Source organism: Mariprofundus sp. KV (genome assembly GCF_013387475.1).
GTDB lineage: Bacteria > Pseudomonadota > Zetaproteobacteria > Mariprofundales > Mariprofundaceae > Mariprofundus.
The window spans coordinates 16511-43184 of the sequence record NZ_VWNB01000011.1; the positions used below are offsets into that span (position 1 = coordinate 16511).

A 26674-nucleotide genomic window follows, 5' to 3' on the forward strand; every position below is an offset into this window, starting at 1 on the left:
AGCTCTCATCATCATAACCAGCCTCTCTGTTGCATGATTAATGCCAGTGATTCAAGCAGCATATTCACATTTTCAGGCAGAATCAAAAACAGCATCATGGCAAGCAACATAATCATCACTCCAAGCAGCACAATGCCGCCAAGCATCGCCAGCAACACCTTCCAGCCACCAATCTGGCAGTGAAAGCGCAGCCCCTTCCAGTTCAGAACAAGATTCCACAGCGCCATTACCGGCCCCAGATAGGGCCCCCATGCAATGACAAAAGGCGGTCCGCTATAGGCGCAGACCTGAAACACCGCCAACAGAGAGACAGGTTTGCCGGAGAGCCTGCTTAACGACCAGCTCAACCACATACTCCATAGCAGTGAAGAAGAGAGACCGATAGCCAGTGATACCGGCAGAATGGAGACAAAGATAAGGGCTCCGACGAGCATGTTCGGAGCCAGACTTGATGCGATCGCCCCAAAGGTGGTGGTCATCAGAATAGATGGGATAGCCAGATACATGGCCAGAAGCGTGGCACTATCTTTAAGATTTTTTGCCTCGGGAAGGCCTGTGAACATCCTTTTCGGAAAGAAGAGCCCGACCAGAAAGATGGAGAAGAAGACTTCAGCCAGTTTGTCACGGCGATAGTAGGTGAACTGAGGATTGAAACGACTACTCATGTTAAGTGAGTCTATGCAGCAGCGTGGTCACACTGCTCAGTCAGCATCTGGCTGGCCGCTTACCTTCTCACCCTCTTTGAGCATCGACAGCAGGGATGATGCAGTAGCCAGTGCAAGCCTGAGCTCAACGGTTCTCGGAGCCACCAGCGCGGTGGCAACCACATTGCCGACACCCATCGCCACCATCAGCCATATAATTACAATCGGTGCGTAACTTGTCTCATAGGCGCTACCGGAAAAAAGCTGAAAAAACAGCACAATCGGGATAAAGAAGAGAACGATAGTCACAACAGCCCAGGCAATCACTCTTCTGGCGCTACGACCATCCAGTTCACGCTGTGTCTCCGCTATCGCCTGCTCAAGTGTCTCTATGCTCATTTGATCAAATACTCCTGTTCATTGCTCGGTAGTCAGATTGATAGTGATATCGGGGGTCTGATGCAGTGTGGCATGAATCAGACATGATGATGCCACGCGCTCCACCGCCTTACGCCGTTTCTCAGGCAGCCCGGGCAGAACCACATCAATGGTAAACTCACCAATACGGCGTGGTGCATCTTCAGCAACACTCCAGTCGCAATCAACCTTGAGACCATCGGTATCAATGCCAGCCTGCTGACAATATTTTGCTACATAGAAACCGATACAGCCAGCCAGTGAGCCTGCAAAGAATTCAGGCGGAGTCATGCCGGAATCTTCACCCCCATTGCTTTCTGGCTGATCCATCACAATCGAGTGACCACGGCAGGCAATATCAAATGCCGCCCCACTTTTAAATGTCGCTGTTAATCTCGCCATATCTATTCACCATCCAGTTCTTTAAACAACTGCCTTCGCCTCATCCAACAGAGAGGTAAAACCTCTCTGCCAAATGATTTGGAGATCTTTACTTGCTACAGGTATTGATACCCAGCAGCGGATAGAGCGGGCAGAACTTAATCAGTGCAGTCAGTACAAATACGCTGCCTGCACCGATGGCGACGGCATTCCATGGGGAAGCCAGGCCACCCATATAACCAAAGGCGATCAGAGCCGCACCTGCTACCAGACGAAGTACACGATCGATTGTTCCAACATTTGCTTTCATTAGTTATCTCCTGATTTTCTATTGTGTTGATTAAACTTACCCCGGTATAACAATCTCTCTTTACCCTAGAGTCAATTGGCAGAGCCCTGTTCGGTGGGATAGCCACTGTTGCTCCAGGCCATGGTTCCACCACCGATATTGATCAGATTGTCAAAACCACACTGCTGCTCAAGATAGGTTAGAGCCTGGGCAGAGCGAGCGCCCGAATGACAGATGAGAAAAACATCCCCCTCTTTTGGGATCTCATTGGCTCTGGCCATGATGGTGTTGAGCGCGATCAGCTTTGCACCGGGCACATGACAACCACGGTACTCCTCGGGTGAACGCACATCAATCAGTGTAATAGGCTGCTTCTTTTCACGCGCCACCAGCCAGCGCGGATAGAGTTGGTCTACGGTTAGTGTATTCATCACGGCTTCACCACCGCATGATTGGCCTCTTTCCATGCCGTGATGCCACCCAGTACATTCTCTATATTGGTGTGGCCGGCTTTTGCCAGCATGCCTGCTGCATCTGCAGAACGACGGCCCGAGCGGCAGTAGAGGTAGACCTGCTTATCCTTAGGCACCTCATTGATGCGCTCTGCCAACTCCTGCACGGGAATAAGCACTGCACCCTCAATATGCCCTTCGGCATACTCCTCAGGTGTGCGCACATCGATAAAGACAAACGGCACAGCCGAAGAAGCACCCTGATTCCAGTGCTGGTAAGCGTGTTGTACTGCGGTGTTTTCATAACCTTCAACACTCTTCTCGCCAAATCCGCAGGCTGCTGCACCCATCGGCAACATCATCACCACCGTCAGTAGCAACCAGACTCTCTTTGTAATCATCTCTAACTCCTGTCGCTCTCTATGAGCAAATCTATTTATTCTCTTCTCTTCAATCGGTGACAATGTCACACGGGATAAATCACCTGACCGGAAGCCCTGCACTGCGCCATGCCCCCATGCCACCGGAGAAGTTGTACACCTCACTGTAACCGGCATTGGCAAAGGCAGTTGCTGCCATCGATGAGCGTGTTCCTGATGCGCAGATCACAATCACAACTTTATCTTTAGCAACCTCATGCATGCGTTCAGCCACCTCACCCAACGGAATATGAACTGCTGTGGAAGCATGCCCTGACTGCCACTCACCGAGCTGGCGCACATCAACCAGGGTATGCTCCCGGTTGCGCAGCTGCATATAATCAGCCGCATTCAACGACTTTACACCGGAGATCTTCGGCCAGATCACCCGCTGCCAGAGCATCCAGCCCAACAGAAGCGCGATGAAGATGTAAACCGCATTGTCTTGCATAAATTGCATCTATCTATCCTCACGATTCAGAGAGATCAGCTGTTTTAGCATCTCTCTGTAGATTTTTATCGGCAGGCGCAAACGACTTTCACGTATGGGGGGGGGGGGAGAAGCCGCCTGCGCCCGCCAATCTTGTTGACCCTTTCAGGCCCCTACTTCTCGCAGCAGGGTTTCATGCCGAGCTTGGCAAGAATGGTCTCCATCAGACACCAGTTGGTGAAACCCGACTGCAGCAGGTTCACACCGATAAATGCGGTGAACCAGAGCCAGCTGGGTTCAGTTAACACCACACCGTTATAGCGTGATGCCAGAAACAGGCTGAGCAGAATAAATGAGCCCGCAATAATGCGAATAGCGCGTTGAATAGTCACAAATCTTCTCCTTTACAGTTAATTTCTAAGAGGCTGGCTGTTCGGACTCGAATGGCCGATCTTTAAACCACAGGTAGTACATCAGAGGTGTAATAAACAGCGTTAAGATCGTTGCTGCCAGTGTTCCGAAGGCCATCGAGACACCGAGCCCGCCAAATACCGGATCGGTGATCATGATCGAGGTGCCGGCAATCACAGCCAGTGCAGTGAGCAGAATCGGACGGGCACGAACCGCCCCACCCTCAAGCACAGACTCTTTCACTGAGAAGCCCTGCTTGCGGTAATCGACAATGAAATCGATCAGCAGTGTGGAGTTACGTACCACGATACCGGCAAGTGCGATCATGCCGATCATCGAGGTGGCGGTGAACGGTTGACTGGTGATCCAGTGGCCGGGAAAGATGCCGATCATCGTCAATGCAGTCGGTGCCATCACCATCATCGGCAGCACGAACTGGCCGTAATAGGCCACCATCAGCAGGTAGATCAATACCAGTGCAACAATAAAGGCTGCCCCCAGATCGCGGAACACATCCAGCGTCAGACGCATCTCACCATCCCAGAGCATATGATAACCGAAGGTGTTATCCGGTGCGGTGTCGGTGAAACGCATTCCACCTGTTTTCACCTGCACGCCCGGCAGCATCTCCTGCTCATCGAGCTTGCCATCCATCTCCAGCAGCGGATAGACCTGTGATCCCTGTTTAGGCTCAGCCATCACATAGGTCACCGGATGTCCGTCTTTGGTGTAGATCGGTTTGGAGGCTTTGCCCTGCTCGATCACCGCAAAGGCGGAGAGTGGAACAGCACCATGCGAACCGGTTACATAGATGCGATGCAGATCCTCAGCATGAGCACGCAGCGCTTTCGGCAGCTGCACATGCAACTTCACCTGATGACGCTCTTCATCCATATGCACGGCACCAAAATGGTACCCCTGCAGGAAGTCGTGCAGTGCGGTGACTACCTGCTGCGTGGCTACGCCCAGATGTGCTGCCTTCTCTTTATCGACACGCACATTCAGCTGCAACTGATCATCACCTACCGAATCATCAATATCTGTCACGTCATAGGTATCAGCAAAGGTTTTACGCACCTCTTTGGCCAGCTGGCGCTGTGTCTCGTAATCAGGACCATAGATCTCAGCCAGCAGCGTTGAACGCACCGGTGGCCCCGGCGGATCTTCAACCAGTTTAATATTGGCATCAGGATTAGCCGCAATCAGTGGCGCCATCAGTTCTCGCAGCTCCAGCACAATAGCATCAGAGCGAATCGAGCGATCATGTTTATCCACCAGATTGACACGGATCTCGGCCAGATTGGCCCCCTGCCTGAGCACAGAACCACGCAGCATGCCGTTAAAATCGACAGGCCCTGCCTGACCTACAAAGGTTTCGTAATCCACCACCATCGGATGGGAACGCAGCAGATCACCCACTTCACGACTCACCCGATCACTCTCTTCAAGGGTTGCCCCCTCCGGCAGATCGATGGTGATATTAAAGGTGTTGTTATCCCCTTTCGGCAACATCTTCAGCTCAACCGTACCCGGTGTAAGTGGCCCGTTGATACCGGCTGGCCGGATAAACTGCCAGCCCGGCTGCATCATTGAGCCGACAAACAGAAGCAACGTGATGATCCAGAATATCCTGCGAATAGCAGGTTTCTCGATCAGAGGCACGGCATAACGCATATAGGCCCGGTAGACCCAGTCCTTATGCGAGTCATCAATGTGATCTGATGTGGATGTCTGTATTTTGGCAGGCAGAAAACGCTGTGCAATCCACGGCGTGAACATATAAGCGATCACCAGCGAGGCTGCCATGGCAACCGGTGCATTAAACGGAATCGGCCCCATATATGGCCCCATCATGCCGGTCACAAAAGCCATTGGAACAAAAGCCAGGATCACCGCGATGGTGGCGATAATGGTCGGTTTACCGGTCTCATTGGTGGCAATCACAATCAGTCGCGCTTTATCAGCGGCATCCTTCACACCTTTGTGCAGATGGCGGTGGATATTCTCGATCACCACAATGGCATCGTCGACCAGCAGACCAAGCGCCAGAATCAGAGCAAAGAGTGTGATACGGTTGATGGTCTGATCAGCCATCAGTCCGATGGCCAGCACCACAAACAGAATCAGCGGAATATTCAGCGTTACAATGGTCGCCTCACGCCAGCCGAGAAAGAGCAGCAGAATCAGAATCACAGTACCGATTGCGATACCCAAGTGTTCAATCAGCATATTTACAGCGGCATTGGCGCGCTGACCTGAATCACGCGTGATGGTTGCGACAACATTATCCGGGATAAAGTCGCCTTTAAGTTCATTGAGCTTATCTTCAATACGCTGGGTCACCACCACAGCATTGGTACCACGTTTTTTGGCCAGCGTGATGGAGACTGCAGGCAATTCAGGTTCGCCCACACCAGCATTGCCACTCACCGCGTGACCAAAACCGATTCGGTGATAGTTCTCTGCCTCAGCAGCACCATCGGTGATGGTGGCGATATCCTTCAGATAGATCGGTCTGTTCTGCCACTGGCCAACCACCAGCTGACCAACCTCATCGGCTGTTTTCAGGTAACCATCGAGCCATATTTTGGTCTGGCTATTGTTCCCCACAAGTGAACCAACCGGGCCACCGGCATTGGCCGATACCAGAACCCTGTGCAGCTGATCCAGTGGAATGTGGTAAGCGGCCAGACGCGCCGGATCCAGACGGATGCCGATCTCATGGTCACGGCCACCGATAATCTCGGCAACCGATACCCCTTCCAGTGGTGCCAGCTGATCACGAACACGCTCTGCCAGCCGTTTAAGGGCTAAGCCGTCCATATCCCGTGATGAGAGTGTAATTACCGAAGCCGGCACATCATCGACATCCACCGGTTTCACCAGAGGCTGGGTAGCCCCGGCAGGGATACGATCCATATTCTGCATGATGCGGTCATAGAGTTTGACCAGGCTGACCTCTTTGTCCTCACCCACTTCAAACATCACCGTAACAACGGCCAGTGAATCCATCGCCATGCCATAGGTGTGCTCAACACCAGTAATCTCGCGCAGCACCATCTCCATTGGCCGCACAATCAGATTCTGCACCTCTTCAGGGCTTGCCCCCTGCATCTGTACAAAGACATTGGCAGCCGGCACATCAATCTGCGGATTCTCTTCACGCGGCGTCACCATAAGCGCAACAGCACCGATCAGGAAGATCAGGATACTGAGCATCGGGGTCATGTTGGAGAACATCGCCGCCTTACCCAGACGCCCTGCAATATTCAGTGGTTCACCACTATTCAAAGATGGTTTGTCGCTCATTATTTGGCCATCACCTTCATGCCGCTCTGCAGTTGAGGCTCTCCACTCCAGAGGATGGTGTCACCTTCATGAAGACCGGCCAGCACCTCAACCTGATCAGCACGCTGCTGCCCCAGTCGAATCTGGCGATAGCGAGCAACCCCCTGACCATCAAGCACATAAATTCCATTAAGCCCGGCACGCTTGATCACTGCCACAACAGGCACCTGCAGCCCCTGACGACTACCTACCTTAAAACCAACCTGCGCATACATGCCCGGGTGCACATCTTCACGCGCCTGTAGTGCAATCTTGATCAGAAACTGATGTGAGACGGCATCGGCAGCCTGTACCACCTGGCGCACGACACCGCTAAAGGCCTGTTTAAGAGATGAGACCTCAATCTCAACCTCATCGCCGATGTGGATACCACTAACAAACTGATCAGAGGCATGTGTCTCCACCAGCAGGCTGGCGGGATCTTCCAGCACAAGGATTGCAGCACCCGGTGATGCCAGATCACCCTTACTCAAGCGCTTCTCAACCACCACGCCATCAACCGGTGAACGAACCTCGGCATAACCGAGCTGGTTACGCGCCTGCTCAACCTGTGAACGGGCTACTTTATAACGCAGATTCACACGATCCAGCTGCTGCTTACTCACAGCACCGGCTTTAAACAGCTCTTCATAACGATTCATATCAGCTTTGGCATCAGCCAGATCAGCCTCAGCCTGCACCAGCCCCTGACGGGCATTGACAGGGTCAACGCGAACCAGCACATCTCCGGCTTTCACACTGTCGCCTTCACGCACCGAAAGTTTGCGGATATAGCCTGAGATGCGTGAGGTGATTGAGACACGGTGATCCGAAGTGACGGTGCCACTGGTGACATAACGAACGGGCAGCTCTACAGCCACGAGAGTCAGAGCCTCGGCTTTAGCGACAACAGGTACAGCTGTTTGCCCGGCCTGATCATCGGAACCGCAGGAGGCAAGCATCAATCCTGCTGAAAGCATCGCTGCAGTAGCGAGAAATCTGTTCATTGAATCACCCCTTCATCAAGTGTACCGGTTGCCAGCAGCAGTGCAGCCTCTGCAACGGTGAGATCATATTTGGCGCGAATGGCCGCAACACGGGCCGAGTCAGCCTGTACCTGCGCATCAAGCAGATCGGAGGTTTTGGCCAACCCCTGCTCAAAACGCAGTGATTTAATGCGCAGTGACTCCTCGCTCTGCTTGAGTGCTTCACTCTCGCTCTCATAACGCAGTCGACTCTCAGCCAGCTGACGCCAGGCCTGTCCGATCTCATTATGAATCTGCTGTTTCATATCTGCGGATTTATACTCCAGCGATACAGACTCAGCCTGAGCAGCACGATGTTTCGCACGATCAGAGCCCCCGGCGAAGATATTCATGCTGACGGTTGCCCCCACCATGGTATTACGATTTTTCACGCCAAAGGTGGATGCGTTCCACTCCTGTGCCGCAACCAGATTCACATGCGGAAGAAATGAGGCGCGTGACTGATCAACAGCTGCCGAGGAGGCCAGATACTGCTCTTCAACCGCTTTCAGATCGGGACGATTGGCAAGCCCGTGATTGATCGCCTCCTGCAACGCGAGCACAGGCATCTTCAGCTGCGGATCCTCTTCGGTATTCAGGGTGACATCACCATTGAGTCCCATAACCCGCTCCAGCATCTCTTTACTGCTGGCAAAGCTGTTTTTCGCCTCTTCAAGTTTGAGCGTGGTGCGCAGCTGATGCACATTGGCATCCATCACATCACTCATAATCAACATACCACGCTTCTGCATTTCCTGGGTATCTCTGTAACGTTTATCAGCCGCAGTGACAGCGCGCTGCATGGCCGTGATCTGAGCTTGTGACTGCCGTACACGTGCATAGGCAGAGATCACCTGAAATACCACCTGCTGGCGCATAAAACTGTGTCCATAGAGGCTTGCTTCGGCGCGGTGCTCGGCAAGTTTACGCCCGGCCCATAGCGCGCCGCCCTGATAGAGCGGCATAGTGACACCGACACGGCTCTGATAGTTATTGATATAACCGGGGTTATTCATCACCGCCGGATTAAAATCAGCGGCAGTGATACTGCGCTGATTCAGCTTCATACCGAAATAGTCGCCCGGCGCATTGCTGCGCGCCACTCCGGTAGAGAGATCAACACGCGGCAACAACCGACCTGTTGCATCGGCAATACCCGCACTGGCCTGCTCCACCGACTGTGCATTGGCTGCCAGCATGCGATTATTGGAGAGCGCATAATCGACACTCTGCCTGAGCGTGGATATCTCACCGGCAGCAGCAGTGGCAGTCGTTACCGCAAGGGTGGCCGCCAGCAGCGACCCCTTTATTAAGTAATTAGAATTTACTGATATGTAAGGGCAAAAAAAGGCCATCAGCCCTCCCCTTTCGGGGCCACACACATCTCAGGGCAGTAGATGAACTTCAGCGCATGTACCAGATCGGCAAAAGCCGGATTGGCGATACGGTAGATCACTTCCTGACCACGTTTCTCATTCTCAAGAATGCCAAGCATACGCATCTTGGAGAGATGCTGTGAGAGATTGGACTGCGCTGCACCTGTAGCCTCAATCAACTCGTGGACACACATCGGCCGCTCCAGCAACAGGCAGAGAACAGAGAGACGCAACTCGTGCGCAATCGCCCTTAAACCCTGGCTGGCAGCTTTGATTCTATCTTCTGGGATCTGAGGTAATTCATTCATACCCCGTAATATATTCGATTCTAATTATATTAGCAACATGTAATATTATATTTTCTATGCATTGCAGTTGTAGCCGGATATGGGAGATTAGGGCTATGAGTCAAGCCGTAGTCAGCGCCAAATCTCTGCGCAAAACATTCGGACATCGCGATGTGGTCTGCGGTATCAATTTCGATATCCGACCCGGCATCTGCTTTGGTATTCTCGGCCCTAACGGGGCGGGAAAAACGACCCTGATCCGCATGCTGATGGGACTCTCCCCTGTCACCTCCGGTGACTATCACCTCTTTGGTAGTGATGTCTCGGATACCTCCATTCACAGTCGTGTTGGTGTTGTGCCGCAACAGGATAATCTTGATCCCGACTTCTCGGTACGGCTGAATCTGAAGGTCTACGCGGGCTACTTCGGTATCGACTCCAAAACGGCTGAATCACGTATTGAGGAGCTGCTCGAATTTGCCGCACTCTCCTCACGCGGTGATGATCAGGTAGCTACCCTCTCCGGTGGTATGCGCAGGCGCCTTATGGTGGCCCGTGCCCTGATCAATGATCCTGATCTGGTTGTGCTCGATGAGCCCTCCACAGGTCTCGATCCGCAAGCCCGTCATCTGATCTGGCAACGGCTGCGTTCACTGAAGGCAGCTGGTAAAACACTGATTCTGACCACCCACTATATGGAGGAGGCTGCCGAACTGTGTGATGAATTGATGGTGCTAGATCACGGTAATATTTTAACACGTGGTTCACTACGCGAGCTGATCAGTGAGCATGTGGAACCGGAGGTGGTGGCAATCCGCGGACTACACAATGAACTTGATGCCATTGAACTCTGTGAAGGACTGGATATCCGCCGCGATCATGTCGGCGATACCTGGTTCTGCTACGCCATTGATGCCCGTCCTCTGGTGGCGCGCTGTGCCGAGCGCCCTGAGCTCACCTTCATCCATCGCCCCTCCTCGCTGGAGGATCTCTTCCTTAAACTTACCGGCCGCGACATGAGGGAGGAGGCGTGATCCTCTTCCATCTTGCTCCAACCCGTGTGCTGGCTGTCTGGCGGCGCAACTTTCTCGTCTGGAAACAGCTGGCTGGTGCCTCAATGCTGGGCAACTTCGGTGATCCTTTCCTCTATCTGCTGGGGCTGGGTTATGGGCTTGGTGCCTACATCGGTGATATGGGCGGCATCCCCTACATGGCCTATCTGGCCAGCGGCATTCTCTGCTCAAGTGCCATGAATACCGCCACCTTCGAAAGTCTCTATTCAGCCTTCACTCGCATGAACCAGCAGGGCACCTGGGAATCGATGCTCGCCACACCGGTGCGAGTGCAGGAGATCATTGCCGGCGAGCAGATCTGGGCCGCCACCAAGAGCCTTATCAGTGGCACAGCAATCTTTCTTGTCGCCGGTCTGCTCGGTGGTATTCAGCAGTGGGAAACCGCCCTTCTCGCCCTGCCTGTGATCTTCCTGATCGGCCTGGCATTTTCAGGACCTGCACTGGCAATCTGTGCCATCTCCCCCAGCTACGATTTCTTCCTCTACTACTTCACGCTGGCTGTCACGCCGATGTTCCTCTTCTGCGGTGTTTTTTACCCCATTGATACCCTGCCAAACCCTGTTCAGCTCATTGCCCAGCTTCTGCCTCTGACCCACGCTGTGGCACTGATTCGCCCGCTGTTGACCGAAATGCCGCTGACTTTGCCGTGGCTGCATGTCGGCGTTCTTGCGCTTTATGCCGCAGGTGGATTCACCCTTGCAACCCGCCTGGCCTCCCGACGCCTTATTCGCTAACTCCATAGTATCGTTCATCAATAGCTCACAACCGGAGTGAAAAAAGCACAACAAAACAGAGCAGAAGACAGGTAAGATTAAAAAAAATTATTATTTTTCAAATATTTACAAGAATTAACCCTACTGAAAATGCTTGATTATTTTGCTCGGTTATTTTATGTTGGAAGACATGATCGTCCATGTGGCGGCTAAGGAGTACAACATGAGTGATTCAGATCAGGTAGGCGGCCCAATGGAAGCAATTATACTGATGTCCATTACAGGAGGTATAACAATCACTTTCTTTATGTTTCTAGGCGGCATTCTATAACCCCCAGGAGCACAACGTCAGTATAGTCCCGGCCGATTATGCCGGGGCTTTTTTTTGTCCGAAATTCATCCTCTCAGCCACACAAAAAAGGTTCATCGCGGAAGTCCGGGAAAACACTTTAGTAAACCAGAACTGACGGCGCGCCCTTTTGCCGTGATGGTGGAATTATTTGTTCATTTCTTTTGATTCGGACCATTATGGCCCTCACCCTTCGGGCTAACTTAAGTTCGTCCAAATGGGCTCCTGCCCATTTGCGCCTCTTCCCATTGAACAATAAATACTTCGGCGCATCTTGGAATGGGATTGAAAGACAATCCAATCTCACAGCTGGAACAGTGACGCTTGATCCCCCGCTAGCAGGCTGCCGAGACAAATGTTCAAAATCGGAGAAGAGCGGCGGAGCCGTGGCCGATTTTTAACATGCAGGATCGGGAACCCGAAGGGCTGACTGCTCTCCGGGGCGGCTTTCTTTCACCCCTTTCTTTACCGCTAAAGAAAGGGGGATGCTCTGCGCAGCAGAGTAGTAAAGTTGAATGTCACTATCGGGATCAAAAATATATGTTTCCCGCGATTCAGCGGCTAATCCGAAATATACCAAAAAAAACCCGGCATGCGGGGGCAGAAATCAGCTTAATCTGTATCAGTGCAGATAGTCGGAGAGTTTCTTGTTAAGACGGGATTCGGCAGCAGCGATATATTGAACATCCGTTGCATGAGGACAGGTCCAGTCTGCAACCTCATTCGCATCACAGCGACCCACAGAACCACAATCAAGATCGCTCGATGGCCCGCACTCCATGCACTCAGCCAATTTGTTGAGCACCTCTTGCAGAGATCCCGGATAGAAGGGTTTTGCCAAAGACATACAGGCCAGATTGTTAGTCTCTAAGCCGAAATCAGCCCCATCGCTCATGATAATAAATTTCATATCCGGGTTCTCAGGCGCCAGGCCTGCCATCATCTGATAACCGTTCATGTATGGCATCACTACATCCACAAAAGTAACAAATGGTTTCACGAAACCATCGCAGTTCACATGCTGAATATAGGTCAGAGCATCCGAAAATGATTGCACATCGTAACCAAACCGCTCTAACAGGGCCTCCATAAACTCCCGAATACAGGCATCATCATCAACAATATGAATTAATCGTTTGGGCAAATCGTTCATGATCATCACTCCTTCGGCTCGTACCAGATCGACAACATCTGTCCTTGCTTAGAAGTATCTACCGAAACAGTAAAAAAGGTGCGTGAACTAATTCACAAATCCGAAATTAATGACCATTTTTTCAAATGCATTTGAAAAGAATAGCTACGTTACTTCACCGCAGTCCTACTCTCCTGCCCCGTTTGATCTATACTAATAACAGGTAGAAGAGATTCAGGATTGGAGGTGCATGAATGCCTAAGGTTATGATAGCCGCAGCCCTGCTGTTTATTGCGCTTCTCATGCAAGCTTGCGCCACTGATCTGGATAGGCCGGAGCTTAAGAAAACCGGCAATGCAGAGATCCATGCTGTTTCTAATGCCATGCTCAGAACTGTCATGCGGAAGATCAGATCTCAGGCTATCGATCATGATGACGCATCAAGAAGTGCAGAAGAAGAGGCCGAATATTTCAGTGAAGCCGCCAGGATCGCTGACTCGATTGAAGCATCCGCACAATTTATCCCCAAGATAGGCAAACGACTCACGCTAAACCCTCAGGAGCTTGCGACATTTACAGCGCTTGGCGACAAACTCAGACAACAGGCTGAAGAGGTAAGATGGCTGGCCATTGCCGGAGGAGCTATGTCTCTACGCAAAAAAATGAATCAGACGATCGAAACCTGCAACAGCTGCCACGACCTCTTCCGGACTATGCCCAAGAGCGAAAAAGAGTAATTGCATAACATTTTCTGAACCACTGAGAGCATCAATATGCATTGCAAAAATTTTTGCCTCCCCATAAATCCTTTTTCATTTACTATAGAAGATAAGTCGGGGAATTGCTGAAAATAAAAAAGCCCCCTGCTTGCGCAGAGGGCTTTGGTGTTTCAGCGGTTAATACCCTTGGGTATCAGTGGTGCGATTTCGACATCAGTTTAAGCATCTTCAGATTGATGACGATAAAGCGGTAGAACTGCCAGATAACAGATGTCCGCATACTTTTGGTAAACCCGGTCGGGGCTGGTGGATAATAAGCCTGCTGATAAGGCTCCTTATTGGTTGGTTTATTTGCCATGTCATGCTCCTCAAAAAATATTTATAAATATCTATTCTATTAATCTGGTAGCAGTGACCAGCCCGGTTTCAGCTTAGCCTGATAGATGAAGGTATGATGCAGAATATACTTCATCCAGTGACCTGCCAAACCGATCTCACCGGTAGTAAGGTTAATATCACGGCCATGTTCCGGATATTTCTCAAAGTCCGGCACAACCGGGAACACTGTCATTGTTGCAGCTGTACCCTTAAACACATGTGAACCGGTTGAAGCCACACATGCCGCACCCATCTCTGCCATCGAGGCTGTATGGGTTGGCTCTTTGGCGCCATTGACCATATCACGAATACTCTGAGCCACAGCGATAGCCATGGTTGCAGATGGCATGCCTGTACGTGGTGGGGTTGGGCCAATGGGTGTGCCGTTGGCACTCTGCATCGGCTTACTGATCGGATGCGGTGGTGCAAAGGCGATACCGATGGCAAACATGTTTTTATAGGTTGGGTTCTGGTAGTTCCTTGGCCAGTCCTTGGCACTCCACTCCGCATAGGGGCGCGGTGTGTAATCAGCATCGACTTTCAGGAAGCCGTTGGGTGCAAAGATATTGGCTGTAATATCTTCGCCAGCCTTATCAAAGGCTTTAAGGCCAACACCGGCAAAGGGTGGAATCAGCATGGAGAAGTCAAACTCCTGCTCGTGGAAGGCGCCATCGAGTGTCTCGTAATGGATCAGGCCAGCTTCAACCTTCTTCACGTGTGCTCGTGTAATCCACTCAATGCCACGCTCAACCATCAGTGATTCAGCGAAGGTCTTGCCGTTGGTGACGTAACCGCCACGTTTGATATGTACGCCGCCCATGCCGAAGTCACCGAGCTCATACTCATTACTGATCCAGACAATACGGGCCATATCGCGCACGCCCGCTTCACGCAGAACGTGGTCAACGTTATAGATATACTCAAAGGCAGCACCCTGACAGGTACACATACCGTGACCGGTTCCGATCACCACGGTGCAGTGCTCACCGGCTTTCATTCTATCAATGGTCGCCTGCAGCTTCTCATTGGCCTCAAGTGCATGACCAGCGGTACATACTGATACAGTGTGTCCGTGATCCGGGCCTAACCCTTCAGTTGCAGCAAAGTTCAGTTTCGGGCCTGTCGCATTGATCATGTAATCATATTCAATGTTTTCCTGCTCTCCGGCTCTGCTCTCAAGGGTGTACTCAACCGTAATAAATGGCTTGTCGCTATCGGCACTACCCTCAGGATTGATTGAGAGCGCTTTGGCCTGGCGGAAATCGACATTGGTCTTTTTATAAACCTCAGCCAGATCGAAGGTCACATCGGCTTCAGTCATCTGACCTACACCTACCCAGATATTGGATGGAATCCAGTTCCATTTGGCATTGGGAGAAACCACGATAATCTCATGTTTCTTTCCTATCCATTTATCAAGATACCTGGCTGCAGTATGGCCAGATATGCCAGCACCTAAAATTACGATTCGCGACATGTTTCCTCCTTCTGTTTCCTCAACGTCATTAGTGATCGAATTCAAATTATCGCGTTAAGATATTATAATATTGTTATATGTCAAGCATCACGTTATCCTATGATTGTAACAGAAAAATCAGAACGTGCTTGAATGCGTGTGAATTCAGACCATCAGCTTGATAGAAGTGAGGTTGTTTTAAAGCTGTTTTGTGAACACCAGCTTCGTCACTCAACGCCTGTATTGACTTGTTGCCTTCTGAATACGTTAGAGGGTGCGTGCCAGCTGAATGCCCAACCATGTCAGGGTGAGACAGACAACCACCTGACCGATCACATTACCCAGGGCGAGTGCCAAAGCCCCCTCCTGCAACAGGCGGATCGACTCCAGTGAATAGGTAGAGAAGGTGGTAAATGCACCGAGGAAACCAACTGTCAGTGCCAAACGCACCAGCTCGCTGACGGTGGAGCGCTCAATAAGCCAGACAAAGAGAAAGCCGAGCAGAAAGCTGCCGATGGCATTCACGGCAAAGGTACCCCACGGAAAGGCACCGCCAGCCATGCGCTGGATACCCGAGGCCATCAACCAGCGCATCACTGCACCGGTTGCACCACCAATAGCCACTGCCACCAACTGTGCTGTCACTTTTTATCTCCCCTTCTCTCATTCAACCAATCTATTCGCTCTTTAAGTGTACGTTCAAAGCCGCGCTCGACTGGTTGATAGAACTGACCATGCACACCATCGGGAAGATGCTGCTGATGAACCACGCCGTCCACTGCATTGTGGGCATACTGGTAACCCACGCCATGCCCCAGCTCTTTCATCAGCTTCGTGGGTGCATTTTTCAAATGGGACGGCACATCCGTCTGCTGTGTCTCTCTGGCCAGCTTACGAGCCGCTTTCTCGGCCATGTAAGCGGCATTACTCTTGGGTGCAAGGGCAAGGTAGATCGCTGCCTCAAAAAGCCCCTGCTCCCCCTCTGGTGAGCCGAGAATCTCAAACATGCGATGGGCATCAAGCGTGATATTGAGCGCCTTGGGATCAGCAAGGCCGATATCCTCTGTGGCCATACGAATCAATCGACGTGCGATATAAAGTGGCTGCTCCCCCGCCTCCAGCATGCGTGCCAGCCAGTAGATGGCAGCGTCAGCATCGGAATCTCGCACCGACTTGTGCAGAGCGGAGATCAGATCGTAGTGGGCATCGCCATCGCGATCATAACGGGCAGCACGTCTCAGGCTCTGCGCCTGCACCGCCTGTTTATCCCAGTTTTTTGAGCGATCCGACTCAAACAGGGCATTAAGCGCATTGATCGCATAACGGGCATCACCATCACTGCCCTCAGCCAGCCAGTTCACTGCATCATCCGTCACCGCAAAAGCAGCTGACTGCTGCTGCAGGTAGTCCACTGCACGCTGCAGAATCGATGCGATATCGGCAGGCTCAAGAGCGTTAAGAACAATCACGCGGCAGCGTGAAAGCAGCGCATTGTTCAGGCTGAATGAGGGGTTTTCCGTAGTGGCACCGACCAGCACCAGTGTGCCATCCTCGATATAGGGCAGCAGCACATCCTGCTGGGCTTTATTAAAGCGATGGATCTCATCAAGAAAAAGTAGCCAGGTCTGACCCCGGGCTCTGGCCTGTTTGACCACCTGTTGCACTTCTGCTTTTCCTGCTGAAACTGCTGAGAGTTGCGTAAAAGGGATACCGGCGGCATCAGCCATCATCGTGGCCAGCGTGGTTTTTCCCACCCCCGGCGGCCCCCAGAAGATACAGGAGATACAGCGTCCCTCCGCCATCATTGCGGCAAACCATGAGTCGTTACGGGTCAACTCATGCTGACCTGCCACTTCATCAAGGGATTTGGGGCGAATGCGGTGCGCCAGTGGTACATTGATATCGATCTCTGAGCCAGCTCCGGCCTCAGGTTGAAGTAGTGATACCTGCTGTGCCACGCTACAGCCCTAAATCTTAATCAAAGGTCTTGGTAATAGAGAAAACCAGCGCCTGATTACGATCACGATAGGTTCCGGCATAGGCACCTGTAACAGTTTTCTTGTTATGGAAGGTATAGCTGTAGGCCAGATCCATATGGCTGTTCATGATCACACCGCCAATACCCAGACTAACGCGGTGACCATCCTGATCAGCCATGATCGGATTGTAACCGGCCACCTTGTTGGCACCCTGATCATAGGCGTAACCCAGACGCATCTGGCTACCCGGATACCAGGTCCAGGTGAGACCGGCCATGGCTGTGATGGTATCACGCAGCTGCAGGGTATTGGTCTGCACCGCAGCACCGGCAGCGGTGACATTCATATCTTTAAGCGCTGACCAGCGCGTCCACTTCACATCGGTTTCAAGTCGCCATACATCTGCAAAATCACGGGCAATCGCAAGCGTGACTTCATCAGGCAGTTTAAATGCAAACTCCTGATTCACCCCGCCGGATACCGTCACTTTGGCACCTGAACGATAGGTTGCACCCAGACTCCAGGCAGGAGCCGGCTTCCACATCAGGGCTGCGTGGCCACCGATAGTGGCATAATCATTATCATCAAAACTGCTACCACCCTGAGTAAGGGTTGCACGGGTGATATACCAGTCGATACCGGCGGCCAGAGCCAGAGAGCTATTGATGGCATAGACACCATTGAACATGGCGTGATCCACGGTCACTTTGGTAATACCTGAAGCCGCGCCAAAGGTGCTGATCCAGTCATTATTGATCTGATAGGTCGGCACAAAACCGAAACCGATGCCCCAGCGGCTATCCAGTGGCGCCCAGGTGGCATAGATATGACCACTGGATGGCGCTGTACCATTATTGGGACCGATACCGGCAGGAATTTTTACTGAGTTATCGCGGTAGTAGAGGCCTATGCCACCGGTAACGGTGACTCCGGGCTGCCAGGCGATACCGGCAGGGTTATAGAGTACAGCTGATGCATCATTGGCGGTAGCAGCAAAGGCATCGGCAACACCGGCTGCCGCAGCAGCGTTGCTGTGCTGGGCAAAACCACCGGCATGAGCCCATGCCCCACCCATCATTACAGCTGTAATCAGACAAATTAACTTTTTCATCAATATTCCTTATTCCCGGTTTGCTGAGCGCAGATCAAGCAGATCCACCCCTTCAGGCGGCGTAAAACTAAATAGATTTGGCGAAGGTGCAACGTACGAACATGCCGAGAGCCGCATGCGGTTGCTGTTGCCGAGCAGATCCTTGCGCTCAATAGAGACCAGATCACCCTGTTTATTGAAGCCCAGCCATACATCTGCAGAGTCCCGAATGCGAACCTGATAGCGCCTGATGGCATGTTCACTATCAAAGGCTTCACTCATCACTTCCACATCTTTGACCGAAACACGACCATCAAGCAGCTGCATAACAGCCGGATCAACCTGCTCCAGATCACTTAACCGTTCAGCCTGCATCAGATCAGGTTCATAGTGCCAGATCACCGATCCGTCACCGATATAGAGCTGCTCATAGGGCTTCTCATAAGACCAGCGAAAACGTTTGGGTTTAAGCAGTGCCACTTGCCCGGAGAAGTTCTGCCCCCCCCCATCACTGAACACCATCAACTGATCAAAGCGACACTGAAAACCGGGCAGATCGGCAAGCCGCTGGATACTCTCGGCAAAAAAATCGGCCGATGGTTTTTCATGGCCATCAAGATTCCAGACCTGCTCCACCTTGGCGGCGTGCAATGGCGTTGCCAGCAACAGCACGGCAAACAGAGTATTCACTGCAATAGCAATCAACGGTCTCATTCGAACACACCGCCACCATCAGCTTCAGAGCGGGCCAGCACCTTACGCATACCACCGGAGCCCGGCGCAGAGACCAACCCTTCACGCTCCATCTGCTCCACCAGACGACTGGCGCGGTTATAACCGATGCGCAGATAACGCTGTACCATAGAGACAGAACACTGCCCCTTCTCAATCACCAGCGCGGCAGCCTCATCATACTTCTCATCGTGCTCTTCGCCGCCCATGCCACCAGCCCCCTCACCATCAGCAGCAGTTGGCACCTCAAACACCTCTTCACGGTAGTCCGGCTCACCCTGCGCCTTGAGATGATCCACCAGATCAATCACTTCAGAATCCGATACAAAAGCACCATGCACACGTTTAAGATCGCGGCCACCACTTAAGAAGAGGCTGTCGCCATTGCCCAGCAACTGCTCAGCCCCCATCTGGTCAAGAATGGTTCTGGAGTCGATCTTCGATGAGACCTGAAACGAGAGGCGACTTGGCAGATTGGCTTTGATCAGGCCGGTAATCACATCCACACTCGGTCGCTGCGTTGCCAGCACCAGATGCAGACCCGCCGCCCTCGCCTTCTGGGCAATACGACAGATCGACTGCTCCACCTCTTTGCCGGCCACCATCATCAGATCAGCAAGCTCATCAATAACGATAACAATATAGGGCAGGCGCTCTGTATCTTCCTCTTTCTCGGCCGCCTTATTATAACCATCGATATTGCGCACTTTGGCATCACTCATCAGCTGATAACGGCGCTCCATCTCATAGACCGCCCAGGCCAGTGCCTTGGCCGCTTTATGCGGATTGGTCACTACCGGCACCAACAGATGCGGAATATCATCGTACACCGAAAGCTCCAGCATCTTCGGATCAACAAGAATCATGCGCAGATCCTGCGGTGTTTTCACCATCAGCAGTGAACAGATCATGGCATTGATCGCTACCGATTTACCCGAACCGGTTGTACCGGCCACCAGCAGATGCGGCATACGGGCCAGATCAGCCACCACCGGCTGCCCGGAGATATCAACACCGAGCGCAATCGGCAGGATATGTTTGCGGTTGGCAAACTCTTTACTGGAGAGCACCTGGTGAATCACCACCATCTCCCGCTCCTCGTTGGGAAGCTCGATACCGATCACATTTTTACCCGGAATATTACCGGCCACGCGCACACTCACCGCCGCCATGGAACGGGCCAGATCATCCTGCAAGGCGATGATACGGTTGACCTTGGTGCCCGGTGAGGGCTCCATCTCAAATTGTGTTACCACTGGCCCCGGATGCACGGCCAGCACCTGACCATCCACCTTATAATCAAGCAGCTTCTTCTCCAGCATGCGGGCAATCGCCTGCATCGCCTCAGGGTTATGGGACTTCTGCCCCCCCTCTCCCCGACCATAGATATTCAATGATGGCAGCTTAAATCCTGACTGACTGTTCTCAAAAAAGGCCAGTTCAGCCTGCTGCTGCACCTTGGCCTGACGTGATACATTGACCCTGGCCGGTTTGCTTACCTCAGGTTCAGGTTTGGCTTCGCGTTTAGGACGTGCCTTGCGAACCTCTTTGCGCACCTCACGCGCCTCCATGCGATCCTTGCGCTCTGAAGCTCTGGAGAAGAGCCCCTGCACGAGGCTTAACAGATAAAATGCCGTAAAGGCCAGCCCCTGATAACACTTCTGCAGAAACATCAACAGTGAGAGATGGGTAGCGGCAACAAGGCTGGCAAGCAGCAGTGTCAACAGCAGTACATCACGACCAATACTGCGCAGTGGCTCAAGCAGCGCATGATCAAGCATCGCCCCCAGAGCACCACCCGGAGTGGCGGGCAGCTGCAGAAGATCTACGGCAGAGCCGGCCGGAATATGGGCATGCATCAGTGCCGCCATCGCCAGCGCAACCGGCAACCAGAAGAGCGAAGTCCAGCTGCCCAGGTAGGGTTTATGACCCCAGCCGATACGTATGGTCAGCACCACCAGCAGCGCAACCCAGAGCCAACCTGCGTAACCAAACAGCTGATAGATAAAATCAGAGGCGTAAGCCCCGACCAGACCGGTCAGGTTTTGCGCAGCCTCGCCGGTTTCACGGTTCAGCGACGGATCCAGTGGCGAAAAACTGTACATCGCCAACACCAGCACAATCACGATGCCGGCGATCAACAGTGCCAGTGCTTCACGAACTAACAGACGAACATCCATCACTGCTCCTTTTACAGTGCCAGCACGATGGGCAGTACCATCGGTCTGCGGCCAATATGTTTTTTACACCAGCGGCGAAGGAAGATACGAACTTCCTCTTTGGCAGCATCCATATCGGCAAGCCACTCTTTATCCATCCCTTCAAGGAAGTGGCGCAACGCTTTACCGGCTGCCTCCAGCACCTCTTCACTGACATCTTCATGCAGCACGCCACGCGCTACAAGTTCCGGCTCACCGAGTAGTTTACCCTCATGTTTACTGAGCAGTACAAAGGCTGAGATCATGCCGTCATCGGCCAGAACCCGCCTGTCGCGCAGCACAATGCCATCGATTTCATCGCGCGCATCGCCATCAACAAACACAGCGCCGGCATGAAATTCCGGCCCCTGCCGCACGCCATCCTCATCGACGATCACGCTGTATCCGTTCTCTGCGATGATCGTATGCTCACTTTTAATGCCTGCAGCCACCGCCAGATCACGGTGCTCAATCAGGTTGCGGTATTCGCCATGCACGGGATAAAAATATTGCGGTCTGGTCAGCTGCATCATCATCTTCAACTCATGCGCCTGGGCATGGCCAGATACATGCAACGGTGCCTGCCCGGCATGTTTGATACGGGCGCCACAGCGGTAGATATGATTATAGAGACCGGCGATCACCCGCTCATTACCGGGAATATTACTCGAAGAGAAGATCACCAGATCACCATGACCAAGTTTGAGACCGGTAAACCTGTTCTGCGCCAGTCGTGCCAGTGCTGCACGCGATTCACCCTGCGAGCCGGTGGCAATGACCAGCAGTTTATTGGCAGGAATATCGGCAGTCTGTTTGATATCGATCAGCGTTCCGGCTGGCACATTCAACCGTTTAAGCGTACTGGTGATCTCCATATGCCGCTCCAGAGAGCGTCCGGCTACCGCTACTCTGCGGCCATTGGCTACAGCAGCATCAACAATCTGCTGGATGCGGAACATATTGGAGGCGAAGGTGGTTACAATGACCTTGCCAGAGCACTGGGAAACGGCCTGCGTCAGGGCTGGTCCAACGACCCGTTCCGATGGCCCGCTTCCTGATCTTGTCGCATTGGTGGAGTCGGAGGCCAGCAGCAGCACGCCCATGTCACCGAGCTGAGAGAAACGGTGGATGGCTGTGGTGCGGCCATCGATCGGGGCAGGATCAAGCTTGAAGTCACCGGTATGCACAATAATGCCGAGTACAGTGTGAATAGCGATGGAGACAGCATCCATAATCGAGTGGGTGACAGGAACCCCTTCAACTTTGAACGGGCCGACATCAATCGTGCTACCGTCATCCGGCAGAAGCCGAAGATCCCCTTTGTAACCGCGTTCGCTCAGCTTCGCCTTAATCAGCGCCAGCGTCACCTCGGAAGCGTAAACAGGTAGCGCCAGACGTGGCAGCAGGTGCGGCAGTCCGCCAATATGATCCTCATGGCCATGGGTAATCAGCAGCGCATGAATGTTCAACCCCAGCTCATGCAGGGATGAGACATCCGGCACCACCACATCAACACCATGTTGACCGGCATCAGGGAAACCCATGCCGCAATCGACAATCACGGCATCATCATCAATGGCATAGACCATCATGTTTTTACCGAATTCGCCGACCCCACCAAACGGGAAACATCGCAGCACAGGTTTACTCATTTAAACTCCTTATTTTTCTCTGCGGGCAAACGTAACAGATCACAGTGAGACTGCCGTGCCCTTCATCACAAGCACCCTTTGCAGGGTAGTATCTAATCAGGCTGCGCCACGGCTGCCTGGTTTCACAGGCGGCAGCAGGCCTTCTGCACACATCGGGCAGGCATCGGCCGCATAGGTCTCAACATCCAGACTGATCGCTGTTGCAAAAGGCACATCAAAGCGCCCCTCGGCATCGGGTGCACGATCAACAACCGCAAGCACCTTCACAGGCTCACCGCCAAACTGCCGTACAACCTCCATACACTCACGTACAGAGCCACCCGTGGTAATAACATCTTCAACAACCAACAGCTTTGCACCATCAGGAATCGAGAAGCCGCGACGCATCTGCATCTCACCCTCTTTGCGCTCGGTAAAGATAAACGGCTTACGCAGCAAGCGTGCAACCTCCTGGCCAATCACCAGACCACCGATAGCAGGAGAGACCACCATATCAATCTCATCAGCATCTACCCTGGTGATCAGCTCACCAGCCAGAGCGGTCGCATTGTCGATATTCATCAACACCAGTGCCGACTGCAGGTAGCGGGCAGAGTGCCTGCCGCTTGAAAGAATAAAGTGACCGTTTAACAGCGCACCTGCATCCTCATACATTGCCAGAATCTCATTCTCATTCATTGCTTCAATCCTTTGTGTCAGGTCAGCTCCGGAAAAAAGCTAACAGCTGCGAAAAATTTGCGGGAGTGTAACAGTTTCCCCGTCAACACAGAACCTTGCACCCTACTACGGTGCAGAACAGCAACTGTTATGGAAAATATATAAAAATGGAATGCTTTATTAAGGAGACTCCGAAAAACCACCGCATTGAAGTTTTTATGCATCACTTACAGTCATGCCATTTCGTTTCTGCAAAATGGTCAAGCCTGGATATCCGGGTATTTTTCAGAACCTCTATAACTACCTGAAGGTGATGATGTATCAGAGCCCTGGTATATCTTTGAGTATCTGACTCAGCAGTGATATCTGGTAAGGTTTTCTCAGCACCATCTCTCCAGTCTCCTCAATACGCTTCTGCAGTGTATCGGTTGTATCGTAACCGGTGGCAAAAATAATGGTGATATCACTGTTAATGTTGTGGATCAGGTCAGCGGTCTCCGGACCACTGAGCCCAGGCATCACCACATCCAGAATCACCACACCAATCTCACCCTGATGCATCTCAAACAGTGCTATCGCCTCTCTGCCACTGGTCGCACTCAACACCTTATAGCCCAGCCGAACCAGCACTTTACAGGCTGTATCAACAACCATTTCATCATCATCAACCACCAGAATGGTGTTACCGTGCCCGCTTGTCACAACAGTCTCTGTTGCCCTCTTCCCAACATCCCTGGGCAGTACCGGAATGTAAAGATGCATTGATGTGCCTGCGCCCGGCTGACTCTCCACCTCAATGGCTCCGCCATAATCCTTGATGGCACCAAACACCATCGAGAGCCCCAGACCAGCCCCGTCGCCCACCTCCCTCGTGGTAAAAAACGGCTCAAATATTTTTTCCAGACACTGCTCATCGATTCCGGCACCATTATCTTTAACGGTAATTCTGGCAAACTCACCTCCTGTCACCTCAGGGAACCTGCTTAGAAAAACGTGGTCTGCGACATAACGATCCAATGTGATGGAAATCTCAGGCTCCTTTACACCCTGCAGGGCAACCTTTGAGTTATTGATAAGGTTCAGCAAAATCTGCTGCAGCTGACTTCTATCCACATCAACAGAGATATCCTGATCAGCAATCACCTGATTCAGGATAATCTCTTCATTAACCGACAGTTGAAACAGCTCTCTGGATGCCTTCAAAAACGGTGCAAGTTCTGTCTCCTCCTTGCGCATGGTTCCTTTTCTGGCAAAGGTGAGCAGCTGTTTGATCATATCAGCGGCCTTGAAAGCCAGCGCCTCTACCGTATCCAGCTTCTCCACCGCGCTGGAGTACGCTTTGATCTCACTCTTGGCCAGATAGAGATTGCCGGTCATGCCAGCCAGCATATTGTTGAACTCATGGGCGATGCCACCAACAAGTGTACCGAGTGACTCCATACGCTGAGCCTGCTGGAACTGCTCTTGCAACTGCTCCTGCTCAGTCGCATCAAGGAAGACACCAATATAGTTTTTCACCACGCCATGTTCATCACAGATAGCCGTGACAGAGAGGTGCTCCGGATAGATCTCACCGCTCTTACGACGATTGACAATGCGCCCCTGCCACTGCCCTCGCTCCTGAATCGCCTTCCACATCTGCATATAAAACTGCCCATCCTGGTAACCTGACTTGAGCATACTCGGATTGCGACCAACAGCCTCAGCTTTACTATAACCTGTCACCCTCTCAAAAGCTTCGTTCACATCAACTATGACACCCTTGCAATCAGTAATAATCATACCGCCAATGGTGTTGGTGAACGCCTCACCATAGAGTTCAAGCCTTCGCTCTGCCTCGCGGCGAGCCTTTTCACTGCGACTTATCAGCAGATACAAGAACAGCACAAAAATAATCATAAAACCAACAAACAGAGCCATCGTTGAATAGAGCGTTCTACTTAAATCAATGTTATCCGTCGACAGATCCAGCAACATCATCAACTGGCCAATCTCTCTGCCTGATGCATCCAGAAACGGGGTATGCTTCAAACCATAATAGATATCGCCCACTGAAAAAACATGAGAGCGCTCATCTTTACGACCCAGAGACTCTTCTATAACCGGAACCAGCGGCTCTGCACCCGTCTCCGGATAGAGCACAACAAAACGTTTGAACAGTGACCAGTGATCGTTCTCGCTGTGAGCCGACAACCATGCATCCTTCTGCAGATGTGATTTATCCACTGCCAGTATGATGCGAAAAGGATTATCCAGCTCAATGCCTGCAAGGATATCTGTCAGCGCTATGCCCAGCTCCAGATAACCAACTCTTCGCCCTGCCAGATTCCAGGGTACCACCACACGCAAGGTGAGTGTGCCCAGCGGGCCGAACTCGATGCCTGCTGCTCGTTGCCCTGTTAACTCGGCCTGCTTTGCCGTCTCACGCTCTATAATATCACCGTAACGCTCGGGCTGATGCATGCGCAGTACAACCCGGCGATCCGCATCCATAAAATACATATGAGAAAGCTGATTATTCAATCGCAGTGTTTGAAAGTAGCCCGATGCCAGCTGTTCAAGCTGCTGCCGCCGCCCTGACTCAAGCGCTTTAGCAAGTGTCTCTGAGTCAACCGAACGCTGCAGCAGAAGCAGCACTGACTCCATCCAGCGGGTTCGGATGCCGGTCTCCGAGGTCAACTCAGCTTTGAGAGTACTGAAGTTGTCTTCAATATGCGCATTGAGCTCATCACTCTGCTGTTCACTTAACAGATTGTGCATGGCAACAGTAAGCAGCAGCAACGCAACCACGGTAATAGTCAATACTCTGGAGAGAATGGAGGGGTGCCTGATCTGCATCATCTCTCTTTTTTAGACCAATTTATCTCTTTATTCAAATCCCGGCTGTCGCAGTGCATGAACCGACACAGAACATCCTTCCCTTTTTTCATGTTCAACGCCCCTCATCAGACAACCCTGGAAGGGCTTATATGAAAGAGTTCCGTTCACCGGCGCAATCGGACAACATCGACGCCATAGATAGGTATTTTCCTTATCCATGGAGATCACGAACACCTGAATCCGGAAATTTCGTAATTCTTTTAATAGC

Annotated in this window: 26 protein-coding genes; 3 read left to right on the top strand and 23 right to left on the bottom strand. The window is 52.1% G+C overall.

Translation table 11 applies throughout. The annotated features are described in order from the left end of the window. Window positions 1–11: 11 nt before the first annotated feature. The 12 genes from F3F93_RS09760 to F3F93_RS09815 form a co-directional block, all read right to left on the bottom strand. Window positions 12–665: a hypothetical protein gene (locus F3F93_RS09760; protein ID WP_176958995.1), complete on the bottom strand. Its 654-nt coding sequence runs from the start codon at window positions 663–665 to the stop codon at window positions 12–14. A gap of 36 nt (window positions 666–701) precedes the next feature. After that, a complete protein-coding gene (locus F3F93_RS09765) occupies window positions 702–1043 on the bottom strand; it encodes a hypothetical protein (RefSeq protein WP_176958996.1) in 342 nt (113 codons plus the stop codon). A gap of 18 nt (window positions 1044–1061) precedes the next feature. Continuing rightward, window positions 1062–1463 carry an OsmC family protein gene (locus F3F93_RS09770; RefSeq protein WP_176958997.1) on the bottom strand — a complete coding sequence of 134 codons (402 nt, stop codon included), beginning with the start codon at window positions 1461–1463 and terminating at the stop codon, window positions 1062–1064. An 88-nt stretch (window positions 1464–1551) separates the two neighbouring features. Further along, window positions 1552–1752, bottom strand: a complete 201-nt coding sequence (locus F3F93_RS09775; protein WP_176958998.1) for a DUF2892 domain-containing protein — start codon at window positions 1750–1752, stop codon at window positions 1552–1554. Between the two features lie 71 nt (window positions 1753–1823). Next, window positions 1824–2162 carry a rhodanese-like domain-containing protein gene (locus tag F3F93_RS09780; protein ID WP_241697082.1) on the bottom strand — a complete coding sequence of 113 codons (339 nt, stop codon included), beginning with the start codon at window positions 2160–2162 and terminating at the stop codon, window positions 1824–1826. Beyond that, window positions 2162–2584: a rhodanese-like domain-containing protein gene (locus F3F93_RS09785; protein ID WP_176959000.1), complete on the bottom strand. Its 423-nt coding sequence runs from the start codon at window positions 2582–2584 to the stop codon at window positions 2162–2164. The genes F3F93_RS09780 and F3F93_RS09785 overlap by 1 nt, the downstream gene beginning before the upstream one ends. 79 nt (window positions 2585–2663) lie before the next feature. Continuing rightward, on the bottom strand, window positions 2664–3062 hold the full coding sequence (locus F3F93_RS09790; RefSeq protein ID WP_176959001.1) for a rhodanese-like domain-containing protein: 399 nt from the start codon (window positions 3060–3062) through the stop codon (window positions 2664–2666). A 143-nt stretch (window positions 3063–3205) separates the two neighbouring features. After that, window positions 3206–3424, bottom strand: coding sequence for a YgaP-like transmembrane domain (locus F3F93_RS09795; protein ID WP_176959002.1), 219 nt, complete (start codon window positions 3422–3424; stop codon window positions 3206–3208). 25 nt (window positions 3425–3449) lie between these two features. Next, on the bottom strand, window positions 3450–6752 hold the full coding sequence (locus F3F93_RS09800; RefSeq protein ID WP_176959003.1) for an efflux RND transporter permease subunit: 3303 nt from the start codon (window positions 6750–6752) through the stop codon (window positions 3450–3452). Then, window positions 6752–7777, bottom strand: a complete 1026-nt coding sequence (locus tag F3F93_RS09805; RefSeq protein WP_176959004.1) for an efflux RND transporter periplasmic adaptor subunit — start codon at window positions 7775–7777, stop codon at window positions 6752–6754. Before F3F93_RS09805 ends, F3F93_RS09800 begins: the two co-directional genes overlap by 1 nt. Beyond that, the gene (locus F3F93_RS09810; protein WP_176959005.1) at window positions 7774–9150 is read right to left on the bottom strand and encodes a TolC family protein; all 1377 of its coding nucleotides are present in this window, start codon (window positions 9148–9150) and stop codon (window positions 7774–7776) included. The genes F3F93_RS09805 and F3F93_RS09810 overlap by 4 nt, the downstream gene beginning before the upstream one ends. Further along, window positions 9150–9479 (bottom strand): metalloregulator ArsR/SmtB family transcription factor, encoded by a 330-nt coding sequence (locus tag F3F93_RS09815; protein WP_176959006.1) that lies wholly within the window; start codon window positions 9477–9479, stop codon window positions 9150–9152. The genes F3F93_RS09810 and F3F93_RS09815 overlap by 1 nt, the downstream gene beginning before the upstream one ends. Before the next feature lie 95 nt (window positions 9480–9574). Between F3F93_RS09815 and F3F93_RS09820 the strand changes: the two genes are divergently transcribed. Continuing rightward, entirely contained in the window at window positions 9575–10492 is a 918-nt protein-coding gene (locus F3F93_RS09820) for an ATP-binding cassette domain-containing protein (RefSeq protein ID WP_176959007.1), read from the top strand. Then, the gene (locus tag F3F93_RS09825) at window positions 10489–11265 is read left to right on the top strand and encodes an ABC transporter permease (protein ID WP_176959008.1); all 777 of its coding nucleotides are present in this window, start codon (window positions 10489–10491) and stop codon (window positions 11263–11265) included. The genes F3F93_RS09820 and F3F93_RS09825 overlap by 4 nt, the downstream gene beginning before the upstream one ends. 950 nt (window positions 11266–12215) lie before the next feature. Here F3F93_RS09825 and F3F93_RS09830 read toward each other — a convergent pair. Then, on the bottom strand, window positions 12216–12746 hold the full coding sequence (locus F3F93_RS09830; RefSeq protein ID WP_176959009.1) for a response regulator: 531 nt from the start codon (window positions 12744–12746) through the stop codon (window positions 12216–12218). A 233-nt stretch (window positions 12747–12979) separates the two neighbouring features. Here F3F93_RS09830 and F3F93_RS09835 point away from each other — a divergent pair, with 233 nt between their 5' ends. Beyond that, complete coding sequence (locus F3F93_RS09835) at window positions 12980–13462, top strand: cytochrome c (RefSeq protein WP_176959010.1); 483 nt, start codon at window positions 12980–12982, stop codon at window positions 13460–13462. A gap of 175 nt (window positions 13463–13637) precedes the next feature. Here the strand turns inward: F3F93_RS09835 and F3F93_RS09840 are convergent, their stop codons facing one another. The 10 genes from F3F93_RS09840 to F3F93_RS09885 all read right to left on the bottom strand — a co-directional run bounded on the left by F3F93_RS09840 (window position 13638) and on the right by F3F93_RS09885 (window position 26427). Then, window positions 13638–13802, bottom strand: coding sequence for a hypothetical protein (locus F3F93_RS09840; protein WP_176959011.1), 165 nt, complete (start codon window positions 13800–13802; stop codon window positions 13638–13640). A gap of 39 nt (window positions 13803–13841) precedes the next feature. Then, complete coding sequence (locus tag F3F93_RS09845) at window positions 13842–15299, bottom strand: FAD-dependent oxidoreductase (RefSeq protein WP_176959012.1); 1458 nt, start codon at window positions 15297–15299, stop codon at window positions 13842–13844. Window positions 15300–15545: 246 nt separating this feature from the next. Further along, the gene (crcB, locus tag F3F93_RS09850; protein ID WP_176959013.1) at window positions 15546–15923 is read right to left on the bottom strand and encodes a fluoride efflux transporter CrcB; all 378 of its coding nucleotides are present in this window, start codon (window positions 15921–15923) and stop codon (window positions 15546–15548) included. Continuing rightward, window positions 15920–17236 (bottom strand): replication-associated recombination protein A, encoded by a 1317-nt coding sequence (locus F3F93_RS09855; protein WP_347239246.1) that lies wholly within the window; start codon window positions 17234–17236, stop codon window positions 15920–15922. The genes crcB and F3F93_RS09855 overlap by 4 nt, the downstream gene beginning before the upstream one ends. Window positions 17237–17252: 16 nt before the next feature. Continuing rightward, the gene (locus tag F3F93_RS09860; RefSeq protein WP_176959014.1) at window positions 17253–18368 is read right to left on the bottom strand and encodes an outer membrane protein transport protein; all 1116 of its coding nucleotides are present in this window, start codon (window positions 18366–18368) and stop codon (window positions 17253–17255) included. 9 nt (window positions 18369–18377) lie between these two features. Further along, window positions 18378–19061, bottom strand: coding sequence for an outer-membrane lipoprotein carrier protein LolA (locus F3F93_RS09865; RefSeq protein ID WP_176959015.1), 684 nt, complete (start codon window positions 19059–19061; stop codon window positions 18378–18380). Beyond that, window positions 19058–21259, bottom strand: coding sequence for a DNA translocase FtsK (locus F3F93_RS09870; RefSeq protein WP_176959016.1), 2202 nt, complete (start codon window positions 21257–21259; stop codon window positions 19058–19060). Before F3F93_RS09870 ends, F3F93_RS09865 begins: the two co-directional genes overlap by 4 nt. Window positions 21260–21270: 11 nt before the next feature. Continuing rightward, window positions 21271–22929 (bottom strand): ribonuclease J, encoded by a 1659-nt coding sequence (locus tag F3F93_RS09875; protein ID WP_176959017.1) that lies wholly within the window; start codon window positions 22927–22929, stop codon window positions 21271–21273. A gap of 96 nt (window positions 22930–23025) precedes the next feature. After that, window positions 23026–23607 (bottom strand): orotate phosphoribosyltransferase, encoded by a 582-nt coding sequence (pyrE, locus tag F3F93_RS09880; RefSeq protein ID WP_176959018.1) that lies wholly within the window; start codon window positions 23605–23607, stop codon window positions 23026–23028. Window positions 23608–23907: 300 nt separating this feature from the next. Next, window positions 23908–26427 carry a PAS domain S-box protein gene (locus F3F93_RS09885; protein WP_176959019.1) on the bottom strand — a complete coding sequence of 840 codons (2520 nt, stop codon included), beginning with the start codon at window positions 26425–26427 and terminating at the stop codon, window positions 23908–23910. Window positions 26428–26674: the final 247 nt, after the last annotated feature.